The sequence below is a fragment of the bacterium SCSIO 12827 genome (genome assembly GCA_024397995.1).
Taxonomy (GTDB): Bacteria; Pseudomonadota; Alphaproteobacteria; order Rhodospirillales; family Casp-alpha2; genus UBA1479.
In genome coordinates this window covers 2,731,921-2,751,290 of the sequence record CP073746.1, presented here as the reverse complement: position 1 = coordinate 2,751,290, position 19,370 = coordinate 2,731,921, and the positions used below count along the sequence as shown (strand labels likewise).

Here is a 19,370-nt window from a genome sequence, read left to right as displayed (position 1 = left end):
CCAGCCCCTCAATTGTATACAAAGTGCGCCAGCCCTTACGATGAGTCAACACGCCTGCCGGGCGCCTTTGGGATGGAAACACCCGGATTAATCAATGTATGGTTCTGCCTGGGAGAGGGGTGAATTCAAACAATCGGCGCGGACTAGGTGGGGCGCTCAAGAATTCGGTACCTGCGATGTTGATTTCGCCGGCAAGCTTGCGTGCGTGTGTCGTGAAGCCAATGCTATGCCTTTGTCTTCTGCTCCAATTGTTTGTTTCTCAAGAAAGCGCTGCGGCTGATCCAGATGAGATCCGTGTTGCCCTATTCCACGATTATCAACCGATTTCCGGCATCAATCTGGCTGGCGAGCCCAGCGGACTGATCCCTGACATTTGGCGTCTGTGGTCGGAAAAAACGGGCGTCCGAGTCAATTTTATCTACGATAGTTTCGCCGACTCGGTGCAAGCCGTTCGTACGGGACGCGCGGATGTGCACGGCAGCCTGTTCCAAAATCAGGCGCGAAGCGAGTGGCTGGATTTCTCACAAACGCTGCTGGAGGTCACCAGCGGCCTTTATTATTGGCGCCCCTTTGGCGGGGCGCCGTCCATTGAAAACCTGAAAGGGCGCTCTGTGGGCGTGATGACCGGCACCCACCAGGAGAAGTTTCTGAGGGAAGGCGGCTTCGGTTTCCGTGTGCGCGCTTTTTCCGATGTCACGAATATGCTGCGCGCCTTGGCACGCGGCGAAGTCGCCGCCATCTTCCATGAAGACTTGGCCATGGACACCCTGATTCGCCGTGCCGGCAGCAGTGGTGACATCGCGCGGACATCCATTGAGCTTTCACGCAACGGCCTTCACGTGGGCATTCCGAAGAACCGGCCCGACCTGCGGGACTTGGTTGACTGGGGCTTTTCGCGCATCACGTTCGCCGAATACCAGGCCATCGAAAGCCGTTGGGTCGACGACGAAGCGGCGCGCTATTACCGCGCCCGTGGCACGGAGGTTCCCTTCACGGCGCTCGAAAAGGCTTGGCTTGAAAAGACGACAACGGTTCGCATTGGGATGACGAGCAATTGGCCGCCCATCAGTTCGGCCGACGAAAGCGGCCAGGCCGACGGCATGAGTCCGGCGATCCTGAAACTGGTGAACAAACGGTTGGGCGGTATCCTGCACATCGTGCCCGGACCGTGGAGCGAGATCTACAAGGACGTGCAGGAAGGCCGCCTTGACGCCATCATGGATATCAACCACACCCGGGCACGCCAAAGAGATTTCAACTTTACCCGACCGTATCTGGTGATTCCTCACGTCCTCGCCGGTCGCAAGGACGGACCGGCGTTCCGGGAATTGAACGATTTAAGCGGCAAGACCCTGGCGTTGGAAAAAGGCTTCGTCACGGTCAGCCATGTTCAGGATCAATACCCGGAGATTTCGGTAAAAGAATACGGCAGCACCCTGGATGCCCTGAGCGCGGTCGCCCAGGGTGAAGCCGATGCCTATGTCGGCAACCAGGCGGTCGTAAAGCATTTGATCGACAATCATCAGGCGGTACTTTCCGGTCTTGCGATCATGGGGGAATTGCGGGAACGAAATTCCGTTCTCAGCTTCGGTACGCGCAAGGACTGGCCGCTCCTTCGCGATATCCTGGACAAGGCCTTGATGAGCATTCCAACCAGCGAGAGTGCGCGGATCACCAACCCCTGGCTCGGCAGCGGCATCAAGCGCCGGGTCGCGTTGACACCCGCGGAGCAGAGCTGGCTGGCGCGGCACCTGGATACCGAGATCAGAGTGCTGGCGGAGGACTGGCCACCGTTCAATTACATGCACAACGGTCAAAGTACGGGCATGGCGATCGACTACCTCCGCTATGCCTTCACCGAACTGGGACTCCAGCCGAAATTCGTGTCACTGCCGTGGTCCGAGGCATTGCAAGGGATTGCGGATGCCCAAAAGCTTGACGTCATCCCTGCATTGTCTCCTCCCCCCGAACGTGCCCAGTTCCTGGCCTTTACCAAGCCCTATCTATCGTTCCCCACCGTCATCTTCACGCGCGACGACGCGGACATCATGTCCGACCTCGATGACCTTGGTGGGAAAACAGTCGCTGTTGAACGTGGTTTCATCACGGATACACGTCTCTCCCGTGAACACCCGAATATCAATCTGGTCCGGTTCGATACGACGGAACAGGCGATCAAGGCCGTGTCCTTAGGACAGGCGGATGCCTATATCGGCAATCTGGCGTCGGGGACATTTCACATTCAGACCAACGGGCTTTCCAACCTCAAGGTCGCTGCGCCGACTAATTACAACAACGGCGACAATGCGGTGGGTGTGCGGCGCGATTGGCCGGAACTGGCGAGCATGCTGAACAAGGTACTCGCCCAGATGACCAGCGAACAGCACACCAAGATTCGCAGTGCTGCGCTTGCTGTGCGGTACGAAATGGGTATCGACGTCAAAAAAATTCTTTTCTATGCGCTTCCCGTCGTCGGCGTGATCGTGGTGATCGTTATCGTTATCGTCGTTGCGAACCGGAAACTCAGCCGTGAGGTGGAAGAACGCAAGAAGGTCGAGGAACGCCTGACGGAGCGCGAACAATGGTTTCGGTCTCTCCTTGAATCCGCGCCCGATGCAACCATCATCGTCAATCCCGGCGGCGAGATCGTCCGGGTCAACAGGCAGGCGGAAATCCTGTTCGGCGCGGACCGGGATAAATTGCTGGGCCAGCCTATCGAAATGCTGGTGCCGGACAGTCATCGATCAAAGCATATCGCCTACCGTCATGGGTTCGTTGCGGCATCCGCGCCGCGATCCATGGGGGCCAGTTCAAAGCTGTTGGCGCGGCGGATGGATGGTCAGGAAATTCCCGTCGAAATCAGCCTCAGTCCGATTGAAACCGCTGACGGAACTTTGATTGCGGCATCTGTCCGGGATGTGACGGAGCGGCGCAAGGCAGAGGCGGAACTGGCGGAAAAAGACCTGCAATTGAATTCCGCCCTGGAGAACATGTCGGGCGGCATGTTCATGGTCGATAAGGATTTGATCATACGGGTGTTCAACAAGAAGTTCGTCGACCTTTACAAACTGCCCGAGGTCAAGGTCGGAATGCCATTGAGGGATCTGCTGCTGCTGCGTGCCGTTCGCGGCGAATACGGTGAGGGCGATCCGGAAGAATTGGTCGAGCAGCGGATCTCGGGATATCGCGACAGATCGATTTCACGCATTGAAGACCTCGTCGAGGATGGAACCATCATCGAAGGTTTCCGCCAGCCCACCGCCGATGGCGGCATCGTCGGCGTTTTCAACGACATCACAGAACGAAAGAAAGCGGAACAGGCGCTGGCCAACGAACGTCATAAGCTGGCGGATCTATCGGGTAAGCTGTCGCGCTATCTGTCCCCGCAGATTTACGAAGCGATTTTTTCCGGCGTATCGGATGCTCAGGTGCGGACCGAGCGCAAGAAGCTCACGGTGTTCTTCTCCGACATCAAAAATTTCACCGCGACGACGGAGGAGATGGAGCCGGAGGATATGACCTACCTGCTCAACGATTACCTGACCAAGATGTCGGAAATCGCCCTGGAATATGGCGGTACCATCGACAAGTACATCGGTGACGCCATCATGGTGTTCTTTGGCGACCCGGAAACCAAGGGTGTCAAACAGGATGCCCTGGCCGCCGTGAAGATGGCCATCGCCATGCAGCGGCGGATGGTTGATTTGCGAGCGAAATGGACCGACATGGGCTATCGCTTGCCGTTTCACATCCGCTGCGGCGTCAATACGGGGTATTGCAACGTCGGCAACTTCGGATCGGAACAGCGCATCGATTACACCATCATCGGCGGCCAGGTGAACCTTGCGGCACGGTTGGAGTCGATCTGTGAGCCGGATGGCGTCGTCATCTCCTATGAAACCTACTCCCACGTGCGCGACGAGATCGAGGCCGTGCCCATGGAGCCGATCCAGGTGAAGGGCATCAAGGACCCGGTGGAGCCATTCGCGCTTCAAGGTATTTTCGATGAGACGTCGGCGGATGAACGCTACATCCGGCGCGACGACATTCTGGGAATGCGTCTCTGGGTCGATCTCATGCGGCTGGACGAGGAACGCCGAGTCGCCTCTATCAAGGAGCTCGAGGAAGCTATTGAAATTCTGAAAAAGAAGCAGACCGAAGCGGCGGACGACTGAGCGGCATTAGGATTTCTCCAATCATTCCATAGAAAAACGAAGGCTTGCCGCCGGGGGCCGGCGCGCTAATCTGGCGCGCGACCGTCTATAACCAGAATAAACGACCCAGGAGACTTTCCGTGACCCCACTTTCCGGCATCCGCATTCTCGACCTGACCAACGTCCTGGCAGGGCCCTTCTGCTGCCACCAACTGGCCCATATGGGCGCTGACGTCATCAAGGTCGAGGTTCCAGGTTCTGGCGATCTGGCCCGGCAATTGGGCGCCGATCCGGATTTGAACCGGAAGGGCATGGGAACTTCGTTCCTGGCCCAGAACACCGGCAAGCGGTCGATCACGATCAACATGAAATCGGACAAGGGGAAGGAGGTGTTTCACCGCCTCGTCGCCACCTCCGACGTTCTGGTGGAGAACTTCCGGCCCGGCGTCATGGACCGCCTGGGCGTCGGTTACGAGGTGCTGAAAAAGGAACACCCGAATCTGATCTACTGTGCGATCTCGGGATTTGGGCAGGACGGTCCGCTGAAGTCGGCCCCCGCTTATGATCAGATCATTCAGGGCATGGCGGGCGTGATGTCCGTGACCGGAACGCCGGAAACCGCGCCGTTGCGCGTCGGCTATCCCATGGCCGACACCATTGGCGGCATGACGGCAGCCTTCGCCGTGGCCTCGGCCCTGGGCAACAAGGACCCGAACAACCGGGGATGCTTCATCGATGTCGCCATGCTGGAGGCGGTCCTTTCGACCATGGGCTGGGTGGTGTCCAATTTCCTGCAGCTGGGCATGGAACAGCAGCCCATGGGCAATGACAATTTCACGGCCAGTCCGTCCGGCACCTTCCGTACCGGCGACGGGCCGATCAACATCGCCGCCAACAAGCAGGAACAGTTCGAGGCCGTCTGCGACGTGGTCGGCCGTCCGGACCTGAAGACCGACCCCCGTTTCGCCGAACGCCAGGCGCGTCTCGACAATCGGCAGGAACTGACGGCGCTGCTGGAGGACGCCATGGCCACGAATACCGCCAGCCATTGGCGCGCGGCGTTGAATGCCGCCGGGGTGCCGGCGGGTGAGGTCTTGACCGTGCCGCAAATTTTGGCCCATCCGCAGATCGCCGACCGCGGCCTGATCGCCACCTTCGAAAACGTGCCCGGCGTCGGCCGCGACGTGCAGGTGGCGCGGGCCGGGATCAAGATTGACCGCGCCCCCGTGGCGACCAACACGCCGCCACCGCTGTTGGGTCAGGACACGGACGACCTGCTGGGCGAACTCGGGTTTTCGGTGGACGACATCGCCGCGCTCAAGGCGGACAAGGCGGTATGACCGGGGAACCGGCCCATCCGTTGGACCTGGCGGCGCTTGCCGAGCACATGGCGGCGCACCTTGACGGGGTGACGCCGCCGCTGACCGCCCGTCAGTTCGCTGGCGGCATGTCGAACCCCACGTTCGAATTGACGGACGCGGCCGGGCGGCGCTTCGTGCTGCGCAAGAAACCCCCCGGCGACCTGCTGCCCTCGGCTCATGCGGTCGATCGGGAATTCCGCATCATGTCGGCGCTCAAGGGCGGCGACGTGCCGGTCGCCGACCCCTTGGTGCTGTGCATGGATGACGCGGTCATCGGGCAGGCGTTCTATGTCATGGCCCATGTCGACGGCCGGGTGTTCCGGGAACTGGAACTGCCGGGCCTGGCAGCGGCGGAACGGGCGGCGATCTACGATGCCATGAACGATACGCTGGCTAGGCTGCATCGCGTCGACTGGCGGGCGGCGGGGCTGGCGGACTTCGGGCGCGAGGGGGGCTATGCGGCACGCCAAGTCAAGCGCTGGACCGCACAGTATCAAGCCTCGGCCACGGACGAACTCGACGCTATGAACCGGCTGATCGACTGGCTGCCGGAAAATCTTCCCGAACATGCCGAGACGACCATCGCCCATGGCGACTTTCGGCTGGAGAACATGATCTTTCATCCGACGGAGCCGCGTGTGCTGGCCGTCGTCGACTGGGAATTGTCGACCCTGGGTGATCCCCTGGCGGACCTTGCCTATAACTGCTTGCCCTGGCACATGCCGGATGCGCGGCGCGGTGACCTGCGGGCGAACGATCCGGCGCAAACGGGGATACCGGCGGAAGCGGACTACCTTGCGGCCTATGCCCGGCGTACGGGCCGCACTGGCACGGGCGACTGGATCTTCTATCTGGTGCTGTCCCTGTTCCGCCTGGGGGCGATTGCCCAAGGTGTGTACAAGCGCGGGCTCGACGGCAACGCCACATCGTCGGCGGCGCTGCAGCGGCGTGACGTCTGCCGCAATCTGTCGCAGATCGCCTGGGCCTTGATCGAGAAAGCGGGCCGTGCCTAGGTCATACCGCGGCCGGCGGATTGACGACCCGCGATTTCGGCAGATGGATGCGGACTGTCGTGCCCGTGCCGGGGGTGCTGTCCAGGGATACCCGGCCGCCGTGCAGTTCGATCAACGATTTCACCAGTGTCAGGCCAAGCCCCGATCCACGGTGAGACGCGACGTAGTCATGGTTTCCACGCTGCGCGAACGGCTCGAATATCCGGGCAAGATCGCGTTCGGCGATTCCGATGCCGGTATCTTCCACGGTAATCACGCATTCCCCGGTTTCGTCGAGGGTGACGGATAGATCAATTCGACCGCCGGGCCGCGTGAACTTCACGGCATTGGACAGCAGGTTGAGGGTCGATTGATAGATCGCCCGCCGATCCGCGCGAACGAACAGGCCCGTTTCAAGGTTATGGGCCTCAAAGACCAGCGGGCCCGAGGCTTCCCATCCCTTGACGACTTGGAGTGCTGCATTGACGCATTTACCGATGTTGAATTCACTTTCCGTCAGGTCGTACTTGCCGAAGTCGATCTTGGACAGATCGAGCACATCGTTGACCAGGGACAGCAGGTGGTCACCGCTATCGTAGATGTCCTGCACGTATTCCCGATGCTTGGGGTTTTCCAGCGGGCCAAGGTCGCCGCGCAGCAGAACCTGGGTCAATCCCTGGATCGAATTCAAAGGCGTGCGGAATTCGTGGCTCATATGCGCGAGGAACCGGCCCTTGGTCCGCTCCGCCTCACGTGCGCGGTTGCGTTCGATGTTGAGAACATGGTTCTGGCGGCGCAGTTGCAGGGCAGTCCAGACGGCCAGCCCGGCAGGAAGGCTGAGTGCCAGAAGGATCAGCCCTGTGGCGCGCCACCCGAACGTCAGGAAGTCGGCACGCAATGCCGCCGTTTCGACTGTGCGGTCCATGTATACTTCGGCGACCGCGACCATGCGATCATTGCGCCATACAGGCACATAGGTTTCTGCGTAGACGTCCGGCCGATCGGGCTTGAGCCGACCGTCCTCCAACTCGGAATAAGGCTCTCCCGTCTCAACCACGGAAAGAGCTTTCCAATTGTCTTCACCCACGGTGGGATTGTTGGCGAGATCCGTATGCAGGTCGTCGGAGATCAGGCGAATGCGGCCCTGAGTGTCGAACAGCTTGAACCGGAAAATGTCGCCGAATCCACGTACGCCGTTGAGAAACTGCTGTTCCTCTTCGCTGAGCGGGGCACCCTTGGCAATGTCCTCGATCCGGTTCATGCGGTTGCCGATATAGCGGGCCCAGGCGATCGAGGTGCGTTCCGCCTGCTCAATCACAATCCGATCAAGCGTTGCATTGAAGGCGCTGACGCCGACAAAAACCAGCGTGGCAAAAATACCTGACGCAAGCGCGATGATCGGGACGAGCCGATGTTTCAAGAAGTTATATCCGCGTAGATGGCAAGTTTCTGGAATCTAAGACATTATATCCGCTGATGGCGCGCGCGCATATATAACCAAAGGCTGACCGGCAACGTTTAGATTGTGGTGGATGGCAGATTGGGGCAGATGAGGATAACAATGCGCGGCAGGATTGCCTTACTGGTTTTCCTTCTGGTCCTGGTTGCCCGGCCGCTCGGTGCGGAGATGCAGTCTCCGCTGACGGTGCTGTCCGAAGAGGGGCATTTCGCCATGGTTCGTCATGCCCTGGCCCCGGGTGGCGGAGACCCGAAAGAATTCACGTTGGGGGACTGTTCGACGCAGCGCAATTTGAACGACGCGGGACGCGCGCAGGCGCAGCGTATCGGAGACGCGTTCCGGGCCGGTGGAATCACGCAGGCACGGGTGTTTACCAGCCAATGGTGCCGCTGCCGAGACACCGCGGCGGGCATGGCGCTTGGCCCGGCCGTGGAATTACCGGCGCTGAATTCCTATCAACGGGAACCCAATCAGAAGGGCAGTCGGCTTGCAGAGATTCGCGCATGGCTTGCCGAACAGCCGTTGGATCGGCCGACGATTCTGGTCACGCATTACACGTTGATTTCGGGGCTTGCGGGGGTTGCATTGCGGCCCGGCGAGATCGTCATCTTGCGACGCGACGGCAATGGCCGCTTCGCGGTTGTGGCAACCGTCGCGGTGGAATGATTATGGGGCGGAGAAGGGCAAGGCAAGCCGGCCTTGCTGGAGGGTCAGCTGACGGTTGAACCGGATCGCTGGGGAAGGGGGGCGTCGTTGCGCCAAGCGCTCGACCCCTTGCAGCGCGGACAAATCCGTTCGCCGGACCAGGCGCTCATGAATCGGGTCTCACATCGAAGGCAGGTCCGCGTCTTGGGCCGGTCGGGGGAAACCTGGCCGCCGTCGGCGTCCGTTTCATAATCCTTGGTATCGATGGCGTCAGTCACGGGTCTTCTCTTCGTTCAATATCTTTGTACAGATGCCGCATTCAACGGGCCGTGCGGCCCCTAGAAGCGATGAAATTGAGGCAGGCTGCCGGCTGGCTTCTTCTTTCCCGCCTTGATCGGCTTCACGGTCTTCGCGGCCTTGACAGGTTTTGCCGGTTTGGCGGCGGCTTCCCGTTCGGCTTCTTCGCGCTCAACGGCTTCCTTGGCCAGACGCTGTGCCTTCAATTTGGCCACGTGCTGGGATTTCTCATCACGCTCGCGCTCTTTTTCTTCGAGCACTTTCTTGTTCTTTTTCTGAGTGGCGAGAAATTCGTCCTCCGCCCGTGAGCGGGCGGTCGTGCGTTGGCGGGTAGATGTCGTCACGGGAGCTCTCCTTTACTGTAACGAAGGTGGAGGCGGCATGGAAATGCACACAGCCCGCGAACGATTGAGCCCGCCCCCGGCCCAAAAGCAGGGGGCGGGATCTCAGACGTTAGTCGGCGATCGTCAAGTTCTCAGCGGAGGACTTGCCGTTCTGCCCGGCCTGGAGGTCATAAGTGACCTTCTGGCCTTCGCGCAGGGAATGAATGCCGGCGCGTTCGACGGCGGAGATATGCACGAATGCATCCTTGGAGCCATCGTCGGGGTGAATGAAGCCGAAACCCTTGTTCGGGTTGAACCATTTTACGGTACCAGTAGCCATTGTTGTTTTCCTCGTTCAATGGGTGAAGCAAATGCGCCCCGCACCATGCGCGGCGCGGCGTTTTAACGTTCACATTGTCAGGGGATAACGAAGCTACCCGGCGAACCGGTATCTAAGATCGACATAACAAATGTAACACGTATGAGCCATATGGGGGTGAAAAGGCCCAAAAGTCAATGGTCTGGGTTCTCGTGTCATTGTCGCAATGCCGTCGATGGCCTTGAAAAAAATCAAAAAATTCCGAAAAGGACGGTTTTTAACAACGACCTACAGTCGATTTCATGAATATTTGAAAGGGCCCGACCGGATAAATAAAATTTTGCGATTGTTTGCTTTGTTATTTTTCAATTCAGGGAATTCCACCCTGCCGGGCCAAGCATTGAACAACCGGTCCATCAGAACCCATAGACAAGTGAGGCCTTGGTCAGGGTGTCCGTGGCCTCGGTACCCGCCGGCGCGCCCGAGTTGTGTTCCAGGTGATAGGACAGGCGCCCAGACAGGCCACCGACGATCTTCATGGTCAGGGCGGCGGTGTTTTCGGTGATCGTCCGCTCATCGCCCCATGTCACCGACGCGGTGTTGGTGAAGGTGGCGTTGTCCGAAACCTGCCAGCGGAATCCAAGCCCGCCTCGGGCACCGGGTTCGACAAGCTGTTCTTCCGTCGCCTTGACCTCGCTGAGACGAAGGGCGGGGCCGGCGGTCATCTCAAGACCGATATCGTCCGAGCGAATGACCTTGTAGCCCAGGCCGGCGGCCTGGGTCAGTTCGTAGGTGAAGCCGCTGAACCGGTCATCGTCGTAATCGATCAATCCGAAGACGAAGGCGCGGTCGGTGAAGAGGTATTTCGCATTGCCGCCCAGGCGCAGGTGCTGCGTGTTGATGGTCCCGGTGTCCTTGGCGAAATCATAACTTGCCGTCGCTTCGGCTTCCCACGGCCCGCGCGTGTAGCTGACCTTGGCCGCCGCGTTGACTTCTTCCGTTTCCGTGTTGCCCGTGGCGCGTCCGCCGCCCAGTTCGACCTCGCCCGACCATTCGCCCGGTGACGCGGTCGGCGCTATGGGCAGGACGGCGGCACCGGTTGTGCCGCTGCTCGTCACGGGGGTGCCGTTCGCGGCGGTGTTGATGCGGTCGCCAAAGGCCGGAAAGGCGGCGGTGGCGGTGGCGGCCAGGGCGTCCCGGTGCCGGGGGGCGGCAGCGACCGCGTAGGCCACCAGTTCGTCCAACCGGCGGGGCTCGGACGCGATCGCGGATACCAACGCCAACTTCAGGCCGGCAATGTCGTCGCGGCGGGCGGCTTCCGCCATGGGGGCGAATTCGGGGCGGCGCCGTTTCCGGTCGCGGCGCGAAGAGAAGGCGTGTCGAACAGGAAGACGGCGGACATCAATAAAAACAGTCCCGCCCCGGCAGGCAGGTTGGAGATCTTGGGCATAACGATCCTAATTTTCTGTGTTCAGCGCCGGCGGCGGGGCCGGCGCATCGCCCCGCGGTTCGGCACGCGGGGGAGGAACGGAACGGCCGATTCCGCACGGAAATGGCCGGACGATCATGGCCGACCGTCCCCTAGGGCCTAACACGGCCCCATGCCCTGATGCAAATTTGCCCGGGAAAACCGGGGTCAGCCGCGCGGCGGCCAATTCATCTGCCGGCGCAGTTCCGTGCGCGCGATCTGGCGGCGGTGAACCTCGTCGGGGCCGTCGGCGAATTTGAGGGCCCGCATGCGCGCCCAATAATAGGCGAGCGGCGTGTCCTGGCACATGCCGGCGCCGCCGAAGGCCTGGATCGCGCGGTCGACGACCGCCAGCGCCATGTTGGGCGCGGCGACTTTGATCATGGCGATTTCCTGACGGGCGGCCTTGTTGCCGACTTCGTCCATCATCCAGGCGGCCTTGAGAACCAAGAGGCGGCACATCTCGATCTCGATGCGGCTTTGGGCGATCCGTTCCTGGGTGACGCCGCGGTCGGCCAGGGCCTTACCCCAGGTTTCCCGTTCGGTCGCGCGTTTGCACATCATCTCCAGCGCCCGCTCGGCGATGCCGATGATGCGCATACAATGGTGGATGCGCCCGGGGCCGAGGCGTCCCTGAGCGATCTCGAACCCGCGTCCTTCGCCCAGCAGCATGTTGCCGGCGGGAACCCGGACATTATCGAACACGACTTCCCCATGGCCGTGGGGCGCATCGTCGAAGCCCATGACGTCAAGCATGCGCAGGACCGTGACGCCGGGTGTGTCGACCGGAACCAGGATCATGGACTGTTGGCGGTAGGTTTCGGCATTGGGATCGTTCTTGCCCATGACGATCATGACCTTGCAGTGGGGGGACCCGATACCCGAGGTCCACCATTTGCGCCCGTTGATGACGTAGTGGTCGCCGTCTAGGCGGATGCTGGTCTTGATGTTGGTCGCGTCCGACGACGCCACATCCGGCTCGGTCATGGCAAAGGCGGATCGGATATCCCCGCTCAGCAAGGGTTTCAGCCATTGTTCCTTCTGCGCCGCATCGCCGTAGCGGACCAGGGTTTCCATGTTGCCCGTGTCGGGGGCGGAACAGTTGAAGACCTCGGGGGCCCAGGGAACACGGCCCATGATCTCGCACAAGGGCGCGTATTCCAGATTGGTCAGGCCCGCACCCAGCTCGCTTTCTGGCAGGAACAGGTTCCACAGACCGGCCGCCTTGGCCTTGGCCTTCAGGTCCTCAACGATGGGCACGACCTTCCACCGCGTGTCCCCGGCCGAAAGCTGTTCCTGATAAAGCGCTTCGTTGGGATAAACCTCGGCCTCCATGAAGGCCGCGAGTCTGTCCGCCAGTTCAACGGTGCGGGGGGAAGGGGTGAAGTCCATGGCCGTGTCCTTAGGTCTTTTCGATGGTCTGGTGGAAAGCGTGAGAAGTGTTAGCGCATCGCCCGGCGAATACAAGGCCCACCCGGCACCCGTTCCGCACTGCGAACCGTGCTTTCATGGATGCTTGATCTCGCCCGCAGCGTGCCGCCATAGTCCGGAAAACCCGGGCGCAAGGCCCGGGGAAAAGACCAATACGCACGAAGGAGGAACATCCGTGCACGGATTGATAATGGACGTGCCGCTGCTGACGTCGATGATCGTCAAGCATGCGGCCGCCTGGCATGGCGATGTCGAGATCGTGACCCATCGGGTCGAAGGCGACATGCACCGCTATACCTACGCCGACGCCTACAAGCGCATGTGCCGCCTTGCCAATGCCCTGACGCGCCTGGGTATTCAGCAAGGTGACCGTGTCGGCACCATGGCCTGGACCACCTACCGGCATTTCGAATTGTATTACGGCATCGGCGGGTCGGGGGCGGTGATCCACACGATCAATCCGCGCCTGTTTCCCGATCAGATCGTCTACATCATCAATCACGCCAAGGACCGTGTGATGTTCATCGACACCACCTGGGTCGAGATGATGGAAGGCCTGCAGGATCAATGCCCGACCATCGAGAAGTTCATCATCCTGTGTGACAGCGGCAAGATGCCGAAGACGTCGCTTCGGAACGCGGTCTGTTACGAAGACCTTTTGGCCGCCGAGGACGACACCTTCGACTGGCCGGAGTTCGATGAGAAAACGGCGGTGGCGCTTTGCTATACGTCGGGCACCACGGGCAATCCCAAGGGTGTGCTGTATACCCACCGTGCCATGGTGCTGCATGCGATTGCCGGAACATCCAGCGACCATCCGCTATGCATCGATTCCCGCACCGTCCTGTTGCCGGCGGTCAGCATGTTCCATGTGCACGGCTGGATGGTGCCTTACGCCGCGCCCATTTCCGGCACCAAACTGGTGCTGCCCGGCCCGCATATGCACGGGGACAACATCTGCCGCCTGTTGGAAGAGGAAAAGGTCACGGTCACCGCCGGGGTGCCGACGATCTGGATCGGCGTGCTTGAGCACCTCAAGAAGACGGGCGCCAAGCTGCCCCACCTGAAGATCTGCAACATCGGCGGCTCGGCGCCGTCGCTGGCCATGATCAAGGCGTTCGAAGAAGACTACGGCGTCGCCGTCGTCCATGCCTGGGGCATGACGGAATTGAGCGCCGCCGGTACCACCGGGCGCCTGCGCCAGCGTCATCAGGACCTGCCGGCGGACGAACGTTATAAGGTTCAGCAGACCCAGGGCCGGCCGCTGTTCGGGTTTGAGGTCAAGATCGTCGATCTTGACGGCACCCGGCTGCCCCATGACGGCAAGGCCGTGGGCCAGATGTTTGTTCGTGGCCCCTGGGTCGCCGCCGCGTATTTCGAGGATGACGCTGCGACGGAAGCCGCCTTCGACGCCGAGGGTTGGTTCGGCACCGGCGACATGGCCTCGATCTCGTCCGATGGGCTGGTCCGTGTTTCCGATCGCTCCAAGGACCTGATCAAATCGGGCGGCGAATGGATTAGTTCCATCGATTTGGAGAATTATGCCCTTACCCATCCCGACGTGGTGGAGGCAGCGGCGATCGCCGTCAAACACCCGAAGTGGGAGGAACGGCCTCTGCTGGTTATCGTCCCGCGCCAGGGTGCAACTGTCTCGCCCGACAGTATCCGCGCCGTGTTGGCCAAACACGTCGCCAAATGGTGGCTGCCCGACGACATCGTGTTCGTCGAGGAAATCCCCCATACGGCGACGGGCAAGATTTCCAAGAAGGATCTGCGTGAGCATTTCGCCGACTACCGCTGGCCCGAGACGATCAGCGTCGCGGAATGAAACAGCACACCATTTTCACCCGATCACGCCATGCTAAAGTTCCGGAAAGACTCAATCCGGGAGGAGACAATAAAATGAAACGCGCCGCCGACGCCTTGGTGGATACACTGGTGCTGCACGGTGTCGACCGTGTGTTCTGTGTGCCGGGAGAAAGCTACCTTGCGGTACTGGATTCCCTGCACGATTGCGATGACATCCAGGTCGTATCCTGCCGCCACGAAGGCGGAGCCGGGTTCATGGCCGTCGCCGATGCCAAGCTGACGGGGGCCCCCGGCGTTGCCCTGGTCAGCCGCGGACCGGGTGCTTGTAATGCCGCCATCGCCGTGCATACGGCGGAACAGGACGCGGTGCCGCTGGTCCTGTTCATCGGCCAGGTGCCGCGCGCCGATCTGGGCCGCGGCGCCTTCCAAGAGGTTGACTACAAAATCACCTTCGGCGACATGGCCAAGCATGTGGACGAAGTGCATGAGCCCAAGAATCTGGCCAAGGTCGTGGCTCAGGCATTCCAGATTGCCCAGGAAGGCACGCCGGGCCCGGTCGTCGTGGTCCTGCCCGAGGATATGTTGCTCGACCCGGCGGAAGATACGGGTGTCAGCCCAATCGCCTTGGAAAAGCCCAAGGCGACGGACGCCCAGGTCAAGGCCGTGGCGGCGGCCATCGGCCGCGCCAAGCGGCCGGTCCTGATCGCGGGCGGCATGCTGCGCGCCCCTTCGGCGCGGGCGGCATTGCTGGCCTGTTCCGAAGCCTGGTCCCTGCCGGTCGCCGCCAGCTTCAAGAACCAGGACATCTTCCCCAACGACCACGACCATTTCGCGGCCCACTTGGGGTACGGCGTGCCGGCATCAATCCGCGAAACCTTGCAGGACGCGGACCTGATCGTCGCCGTCGGCACGCGCCTGGGAGATGTCACGACCCAGGGCTACCTGCTGCCCGAGGCCCCTCAGCCCAAGCAGCCACTGATCCACGTCTATCCCGACGGCGACCATTTGGACCATGTGTTCGAAACGGCGCAGTCCATTTGCGCCGACGCCGAGGATTTCATCGAACGTCTGGCCGCCTTGACGTCGCCACAGGCGCCGACGGGACGGAGCGATTGGCTGAAGCGTCTACGCGACGCCAACCGCAAGATGGCGGAATGGAAGCCCTGGTCGGCGCCCGACGGGGTCAACTTCGGCCATGTCATTGCCGCCTTCAGGGCGCAGCTGAAAGGCGATGCGGTCATCACCATGGACGCGGGCAACTTCAATTCCTGGGTCCATCGCTATTTCCCGTTCAAGCCGACGCAGATTTTGCTGGGGGCCGTGTCCGGGGCCATGGGCCTGGGTGTGCCGTCCGCGGTAGCGGCGGCCTTGCGCCATCCGGACCGCCAGGTCGTCACGGTGTGCGGCGACGGCGGCACGCTGATGACCGGGAACGAATTGGCGACCGCCGTGCAGTACGGTGCGAAGGTGCGCATCTTCGTATCCAACAACAAAAGCTACGGCACCATCCGCCTGCATCAGGAAAAATCCTTTCCCGGCCGCATCGAAGGCACCAATCTGGTCAACCCGGACTTCGCCAAATGGGCGGAAAGTTTCGGCGCCAAAGGCCTGCGGATCGACACGGCCGAACAGGCGGACGACGTGCTTGCCGAAGCCCTGGCCCATAACGGCCCCGTGGTCATCGATGTCGCTGCGTCGCTTGAACACATTAGTGCCTATACCAACCTGACCAGCCTGAAACCGGGCAAGCCCCAATAGGCCCGTCCGCAAAAGCAAAAGGAAACAGCCATGTCCGCATCCGATCCCGCAACGCCCGTCACGATGGATATCACGGGCCGCATCGCCGTCGTCATCATCGACAGCCCGCCGGTCAACGCCCTGGGCCATGCGGTGCGCGCGGGCGTCATGGACGCCCTGGACAAGGCAGAAGCCGACGGCGGCATCGACGCCGTGGTGATCCGGGGCGGTGGGCGGTGCTTTTCCGGTGGTGCCGACATCCGCGAATTCGGCACGCCCCCGGCGGAACCGACCCTGCGGCAGCTCTGCGCCCGGATCGAGGACTTTCCCAAGATCGTGGTCGCGGCCCTGCATTCCACGACCTTCGGCGGCGGCCTGGAACTGCCGCTCAGCTGTCATTACCGCGTGGCCGACGCCACCGCCCAGGTCGCCCTGCCCGAGGTCAAGCTGGGCATCGTGCCCGGGTCCGGCGGCACGCAACGCCTGCCGCGCATCATCGGCGCCCGGCGGGCGTTGAAGGTGATCCTGTCCGGCGACCCGTTTGCCGCGGGCGCGGCCCATGACCTGGGGATCATCGACGAGATCGTTTCCGGCGACCTGACCGAGGGCGCCGTCGCCTACGCGGAAAAGTTGGTCGCCGAGGGGGCGGCGCTCCGCAAGGTTCGCGATCTGGCGGTGACCGACGCCGACCCGGAAGTCTTCGCCGAAATGCGCAAGACCTGGGAACGCCGCTCGCGCGGGCTGAAGGCGCCGCTCGCCTGCATCGACTGCGTCGAGATCGCGGCGACCAAATCCTTCGACGAAGGCATGGCGGCGGAACGCGACATTTTCGTCGAATGCCGGGATTCCGAACAGTCCAAGGCGCAGCGCCATCTGTTCTTCGCCGAACGCGAGGCCGCCAAGGTCAAGGACGTGCCCAGGGACGTCCAGAAACGCCCGATCGCGACCGCCGCCATCGTCGGCTGCGGCACCATGGGCGGCGGCATCGCCATGTGCTTCGCCAACGCGGGCATTCCGGTGACCGTTCTGGAAACCTCGGACGAGGCGCTCAAGGCGGGGATGGCCAAGGTCGAAAAGAATTACGCCGCCACCGTCTCCAAGGGACGGCTCAGCCAGGACGCCATGGATACCCGCATGGGCCTGATTTCCGGCGTTACCGACTATGCCGGCATCGGTTCCGCCGATATCGTGGTCGAGGCGGTGTTCGAGGAAATGGACCTGAAGAAAACCATCTTCGGCGAGCTTGATAAGGTGATGAAGCCGGGCGCGATCCTGGCGACCAATACCTCGACCCTGGATATCGACGAGATCGCTGCGGCAACCAAGCGGCCGGCGAATGTCATCGGCACCCATTTCTTCAGCCCGGCCAACGTCATGAAGCTGATGGAAAACGTGCGCGGCAAGGAAACGGCTAAGGACGTGATTGCCACGGTTATGTCGCTCGGCAAAAAGATCGAAAAGATTCCGGTGCTGGTCGGCAACTGCGACGGTTTCGTCGGCAACCGCATGTACCACCGCTATACCCGCCAGGCTTATTTCCTGATTGAGGAAGGGGCCCTGCCGCAGCAGATTGACAAGGTGTTTCTGGATTTCGGCTTCGCCATGGGACCCCTGGCCGTGGGCGATCTGGCGGGACTCGACGTGTCCTATCTGGTGCGCAAGCGGCAGAAGCAATTCATCAAGCCGGGCGAACGCTGGCCCGTGGCTGCCGACCGGGTGGTCGAGGCCGGTCGTAAAGGCCAGAAGACCAATGCCGGCTGGTACCGCTACGAGGAAGGATCGCGCAAGCCGCTGCCGGATCCCGAGGTGCAGAAGATCATTGAGGCGGCCTCGGCCGAGCTGGGGATCGAGCGCCGCGAGATCACGGATACGGAAATCCACGAGCGCTGCTTCTATGCCCTGATCAACGAGGGGGCTAAAATCCTCGACGAGGGCATGGCCCAGCGCGCGTCGGACATCGACATCATCTGGACCAACGGTTACGGCTTCCCCATCGCCAAGGGCGGGCCCATGTTCCACGCCGATCAGGTCGGCGCCAAGCATGTTTACGAACGTCTGGCCCATTGGGCGAAGGCCGCCTCGCCGGCGCTTGAGCCTGCGCCGCTTCTGGAAAAGCTTGCCCGCGCGGGCGGCACATTCGCCGATCTATAGAGACCAAGAAGGAACAAGAATATGCAACGCGCCGTCATCGTCTCCACCGCCCGCACCCCCATCGGCAAGGCCGGCCGGGGTGCCTTCAACAACACTCATGGCGCGACCCTGGGTGGGCACGTCATCCAGCACGCGGTCGCCCGCGCCGGGATCGACCCGGCCGAGGTCGAAGACGTGGTACTGGGCTGCGGCATGCCCGAAGGGGCGACAGGCAAGAACATCGCCCGCATGTCGGTAATCCGCGCGGGCCTGCCGGTCACGACCGGCGGCACGACCATCAACCGGCTGTGCGCGTCCGGCCTGCAGGCCATCGCCGTGGCCGCCAACCGGGTCGTCATGGACGGTCTGCCCGTGGCTGTGGCCGGCGGTCTGGAAAGCATCAGTCTGGTCCGCGATAACGCCATGAAGAACGAGGTCAAGGAAGACTGGTTGCTTGAGCACAAGCCGGAGATGTGGATCCCCATGATCGACACAGCCGACCTTGTGGCGGAACGCTATGGCGTCACCCGCGCGGCCCAGGACGAATATTCCTTGGAAAGTCAGATGCGCACCGCGGCGGCGCAGCAGGCGGGCAAGTTCGATGACGAGATCGTGCCGCTGACCTCCACCATGCGGGTCAAGAACCGGGAAACGGGCGAGGTCACGGAACAGGAAGTGACCCTGGACAAGGACGAGGGCAACCGCCCGACCACGACGCTTGAGGCCCTGGCCAAGTTGGAACCCGTGATGGGGCCGGGCAAGTTCGTCACGGCGGGCAATGCTTCACAGCTTTCCGACGGGGCGTCGGCCTGCGTCATCATGACGGAGAAAGAGGCCGAACGCCGGGGCCTGCAGCCGCTCGGTATTTTCAAGGGCCTGGCCACGGCGGGCTGTGAGCCGGACGAAATGGGCATCGGCCCGGTGTTCGCCATCCCGCGCCTGCTGGAACGCCAGGGTCTGAAGATGGATGACATCGACCTTTGGGAACTGAACGAGGCTTTTGCCTCGCAGGTGCTTTACTGCCGCGACAAGCTGGGCATCCCCCAGGAAATCTTGAACGTCAACGGCGGTGGCATTTCCGTGGGCCATCCCTTCGGTATGACGGGGGCGCGCTTGACCGGCCATGCCCTGATCGAAGGCAAACGCCGGGGGGCCAAGAACGTGGTCGTCACCATGTGTATCGGCGGTGGCATGGGCGCGGCGGGGCTGTTCGAGATTTGCTGACGAAATAACGGCGGGCGATGG

15 protein-coding genes are annotated in these 19,370 nt (G+C 61.8%); 8 read left to right on the top strand and 7 right to left on the bottom strand.

Translation table 11 applies throughout. The features are described from left to right. Positions 1-176 precede the first annotated feature (176 nt). From KFF05_12950 to KFF05_12940, 3 genes are all read left to right on the top strand, one after another. Positions 177-4,175: a transporter substrate-binding domain-containing protein gene (locus KFF05_12950; protein ID UTW50839.1), complete on the top strand. Its 3,999-nt coding sequence runs from the start codon at positions 177-179 to the stop codon at positions 4,173-4,175. Between the two features lie 143 nt (positions 4,176-4,318). Further along, positions 4,319-5,494 (top strand): CoA transferase, encoded by a 1,176-nt coding sequence (locus KFF05_12945; protein UTW53708.1) that lies wholly within the window; start codon positions 4,319-4,321, stop codon positions 5,492-5,494. After that, positions 5,491-6,528 (top strand): phosphotransferase family protein, encoded by a 1,038-nt coding sequence (locus KFF05_12940; protein UTW50838.1) that lies wholly within the window; start codon positions 5,491-5,493, stop codon positions 6,526-6,528. The genes KFF05_12945 and KFF05_12940 overlap by 4 nt, the downstream gene beginning before the upstream one ends. A 1-nt stretch (position 6,529) precedes the next feature. Here the strand turns inward: KFF05_12940 and KFF05_12935 are convergent, their stop codons facing one another. Continuing rightward, a complete protein-coding gene (locus KFF05_12935; protein ID UTW50837.1) occupies positions 6,530-7,927 on the bottom strand; it encodes a HAMP domain-containing histidine kinase in 1,398 nt (465 codons plus the stop codon). Between the two features lie 141 nt (positions 7,928-8,068). Here KFF05_12935 and KFF05_12930 point away from each other — a divergent pair, with 141 nt between their 5' ends. Next, positions 8,069-8,632 (top strand): histidine phosphatase family protein, encoded by a 564-nt coding sequence (locus tag KFF05_12930; GenBank protein UTW50836.1) that lies wholly within the window; start codon positions 8,069-8,071, stop codon positions 8,630-8,632. A 44-nt stretch (positions 8,633-8,676) separates the two neighbouring features. Here KFF05_12930 and KFF05_12925 read toward each other — a convergent pair whose 3' ends face one another. The 6 genes from KFF05_12925 to KFF05_12900 form a co-directional block, all read right to left on the bottom strand. Continuing rightward, positions 8,677-8,889, bottom strand: a complete 213-nt coding sequence (locus tag KFF05_12925; protein ID UTW50835.1) for a hypothetical protein — start codon at positions 8,887-8,889, stop codon at positions 8,677-8,679. Positions 8,890-8,949: 60 nt separating this feature from the next. Next, positions 8,950-9,252 (bottom strand): hypothetical protein, encoded by a 303-nt coding sequence (locus KFF05_12920; GenBank protein UTW50834.1) that lies wholly within the window; start codon positions 9,250-9,252, stop codon positions 8,950-8,952. A gap of 109 nt (positions 9,253-9,361) precedes the next feature. Continuing rightward, entirely contained in the window at positions 9,362-9,571 is a 210-nt protein-coding gene (locus KFF05_12915) for a cold-shock protein (GenBank protein ID UTW50833.1), read from the bottom strand. 395 nt (positions 9,572-9,966) lie between these two features. Beyond that, positions 9,967-10,875, bottom strand: a complete 909-nt coding sequence (locus KFF05_12910) for a DUF481 domain-containing protein (GenBank protein UTW50832.1) — start codon at positions 10,873-10,875, stop codon at positions 9,967-9,969. Further along, positions 10,836-11,000, bottom strand: a complete 165-nt coding sequence (locus KFF05_12905) for a hypothetical protein (GenBank protein UTW50831.1) — start codon at positions 10,998-11,000, stop codon at positions 10,836-10,838. Before KFF05_12905 ends, KFF05_12910 begins: the two co-directional genes overlap by 40 nt. Positions 11,001-11,186: 186 nt before the next feature. After that, the gene (locus tag KFF05_12900) at positions 11,187-12,410 is read right to left on the bottom strand and encodes an acyl-CoA dehydrogenase family protein (GenBank protein ID UTW50830.1); all 1,224 of its coding nucleotides are present in this window, start codon (positions 12,408-12,410) and stop codon (positions 11,187-11,189) included. A gap of 229 nt (positions 12,411-12,639) precedes the next feature. On the opposite strand from KFF05_12900, the gene KFF05_12895 reads away from it, so the two are divergent. From KFF05_12895 to KFF05_12880, 4 genes are all read left to right on the top strand, one after another. Continuing rightward, a complete protein-coding gene (locus KFF05_12895; protein UTW53707.1) occupies positions 12,640-14,277 on the top strand; it encodes a long-chain-fatty-acid--CoA ligase in 1,638 nt (545 codons plus the stop codon). A 74-nt stretch (positions 14,278-14,351) separates the two neighbouring features. Further along, on the top strand, positions 14,352-16,016 hold the full coding sequence (locus KFF05_12890) for an acetolactate synthase (protein ID UTW50829.1): 1,665 nt from the start codon (positions 14,352-14,354) through the stop codon (positions 16,014-16,016). Between the two features lie 63 nt (positions 16,017-16,079). Beyond that, complete coding sequence (locus KFF05_12885; GenBank protein UTW53706.1) at positions 16,080-18,146, top strand: enoyl-CoA hydratase/isomerase family protein; 2,067 nt, start codon at positions 16,080-16,082, stop codon at positions 18,144-18,146. 21 nt (positions 18,147-18,167) lie between these two features. Beyond that, on the top strand, positions 18,168-19,349 hold the full coding sequence (locus KFF05_12880; GenBank protein ID UTW50828.1) for an acetyl-CoA C-acyltransferase: 1,182 nt from the start codon (positions 18,168-18,170) through the stop codon (positions 19,347-19,349). Positions 19,350-19,370 lie beyond the last annotated feature (21 nt).

Coding starts and splice junctions, on each gene's coding strand:
- KFF05_12930 (UTW50836.1), top strand. CDS start 8,069: ATGCGCGGCAGGATTGCCTTACTGGTTTTCCTTCTGGTCCTGGTTGCC.
- KFF05_12900 (UTW50830.1), bottom strand. CDS start 12,410: ATGGACTTCACCCCTTCCCCCCGCACCGTTGAACTGGCGGACAGACTC.
- KFF05_12905 (UTW50831.1), bottom strand. CDS start 11,000: ATGCCCAAGATCTCCAACCTGCCTGCCGGGGCGGGACTGTTTTTATTG.
- KFF05_12915 (UTW50833.1), bottom strand. CDS start 9,571: ATGGCTACTGGTACCGTAAAATGGTTCAACCCGAACAAGGGTTTCGGC.
- KFF05_12895 (UTW53707.1), top strand. CDS start 12,640: ATGGACGTGCCGCTGCTGACGTCGATGATCGTCAAGCATGCGGCCGCC.
- KFF05_12880 (UTW50828.1), top strand. CDS start 18,168: ATGCAACGCGCCGTCATCGTCTCCACCGCCCGCACCCCCATCGGCAAG.
- KFF05_12910 (UTW50832.1), bottom strand. CDS start 10,875: ATGGCGGAAGCCGCCCGCCGCGACGACATTGCCGGCCTGAAGTTGGCG.
- KFF05_12885 (UTW53706.1), top strand. CDS start 16,080: ATGGATATCACGGGCCGCATCGCCGTCGTCATCATCGACAGCCCGCCG.
- KFF05_12950 (UTW50839.1), top strand. CDS start 177: ATGTTGATTTCGCCGGCAAGCTTGCGTGCGTGTGTCGTGAAGCCAATG.
- KFF05_12940 (UTW50838.1), top strand. CDS start 5,491: ATGACCGGGGAACCGGCCCATCCGTTGGACCTGGCGGCGCTTGCCGAG.
- KFF05_12890 (UTW50829.1), top strand. CDS start 14,352: ATGAAACGCGCCGCCGACGCCTTGGTGGATACACTGGTGCTGCACGGT.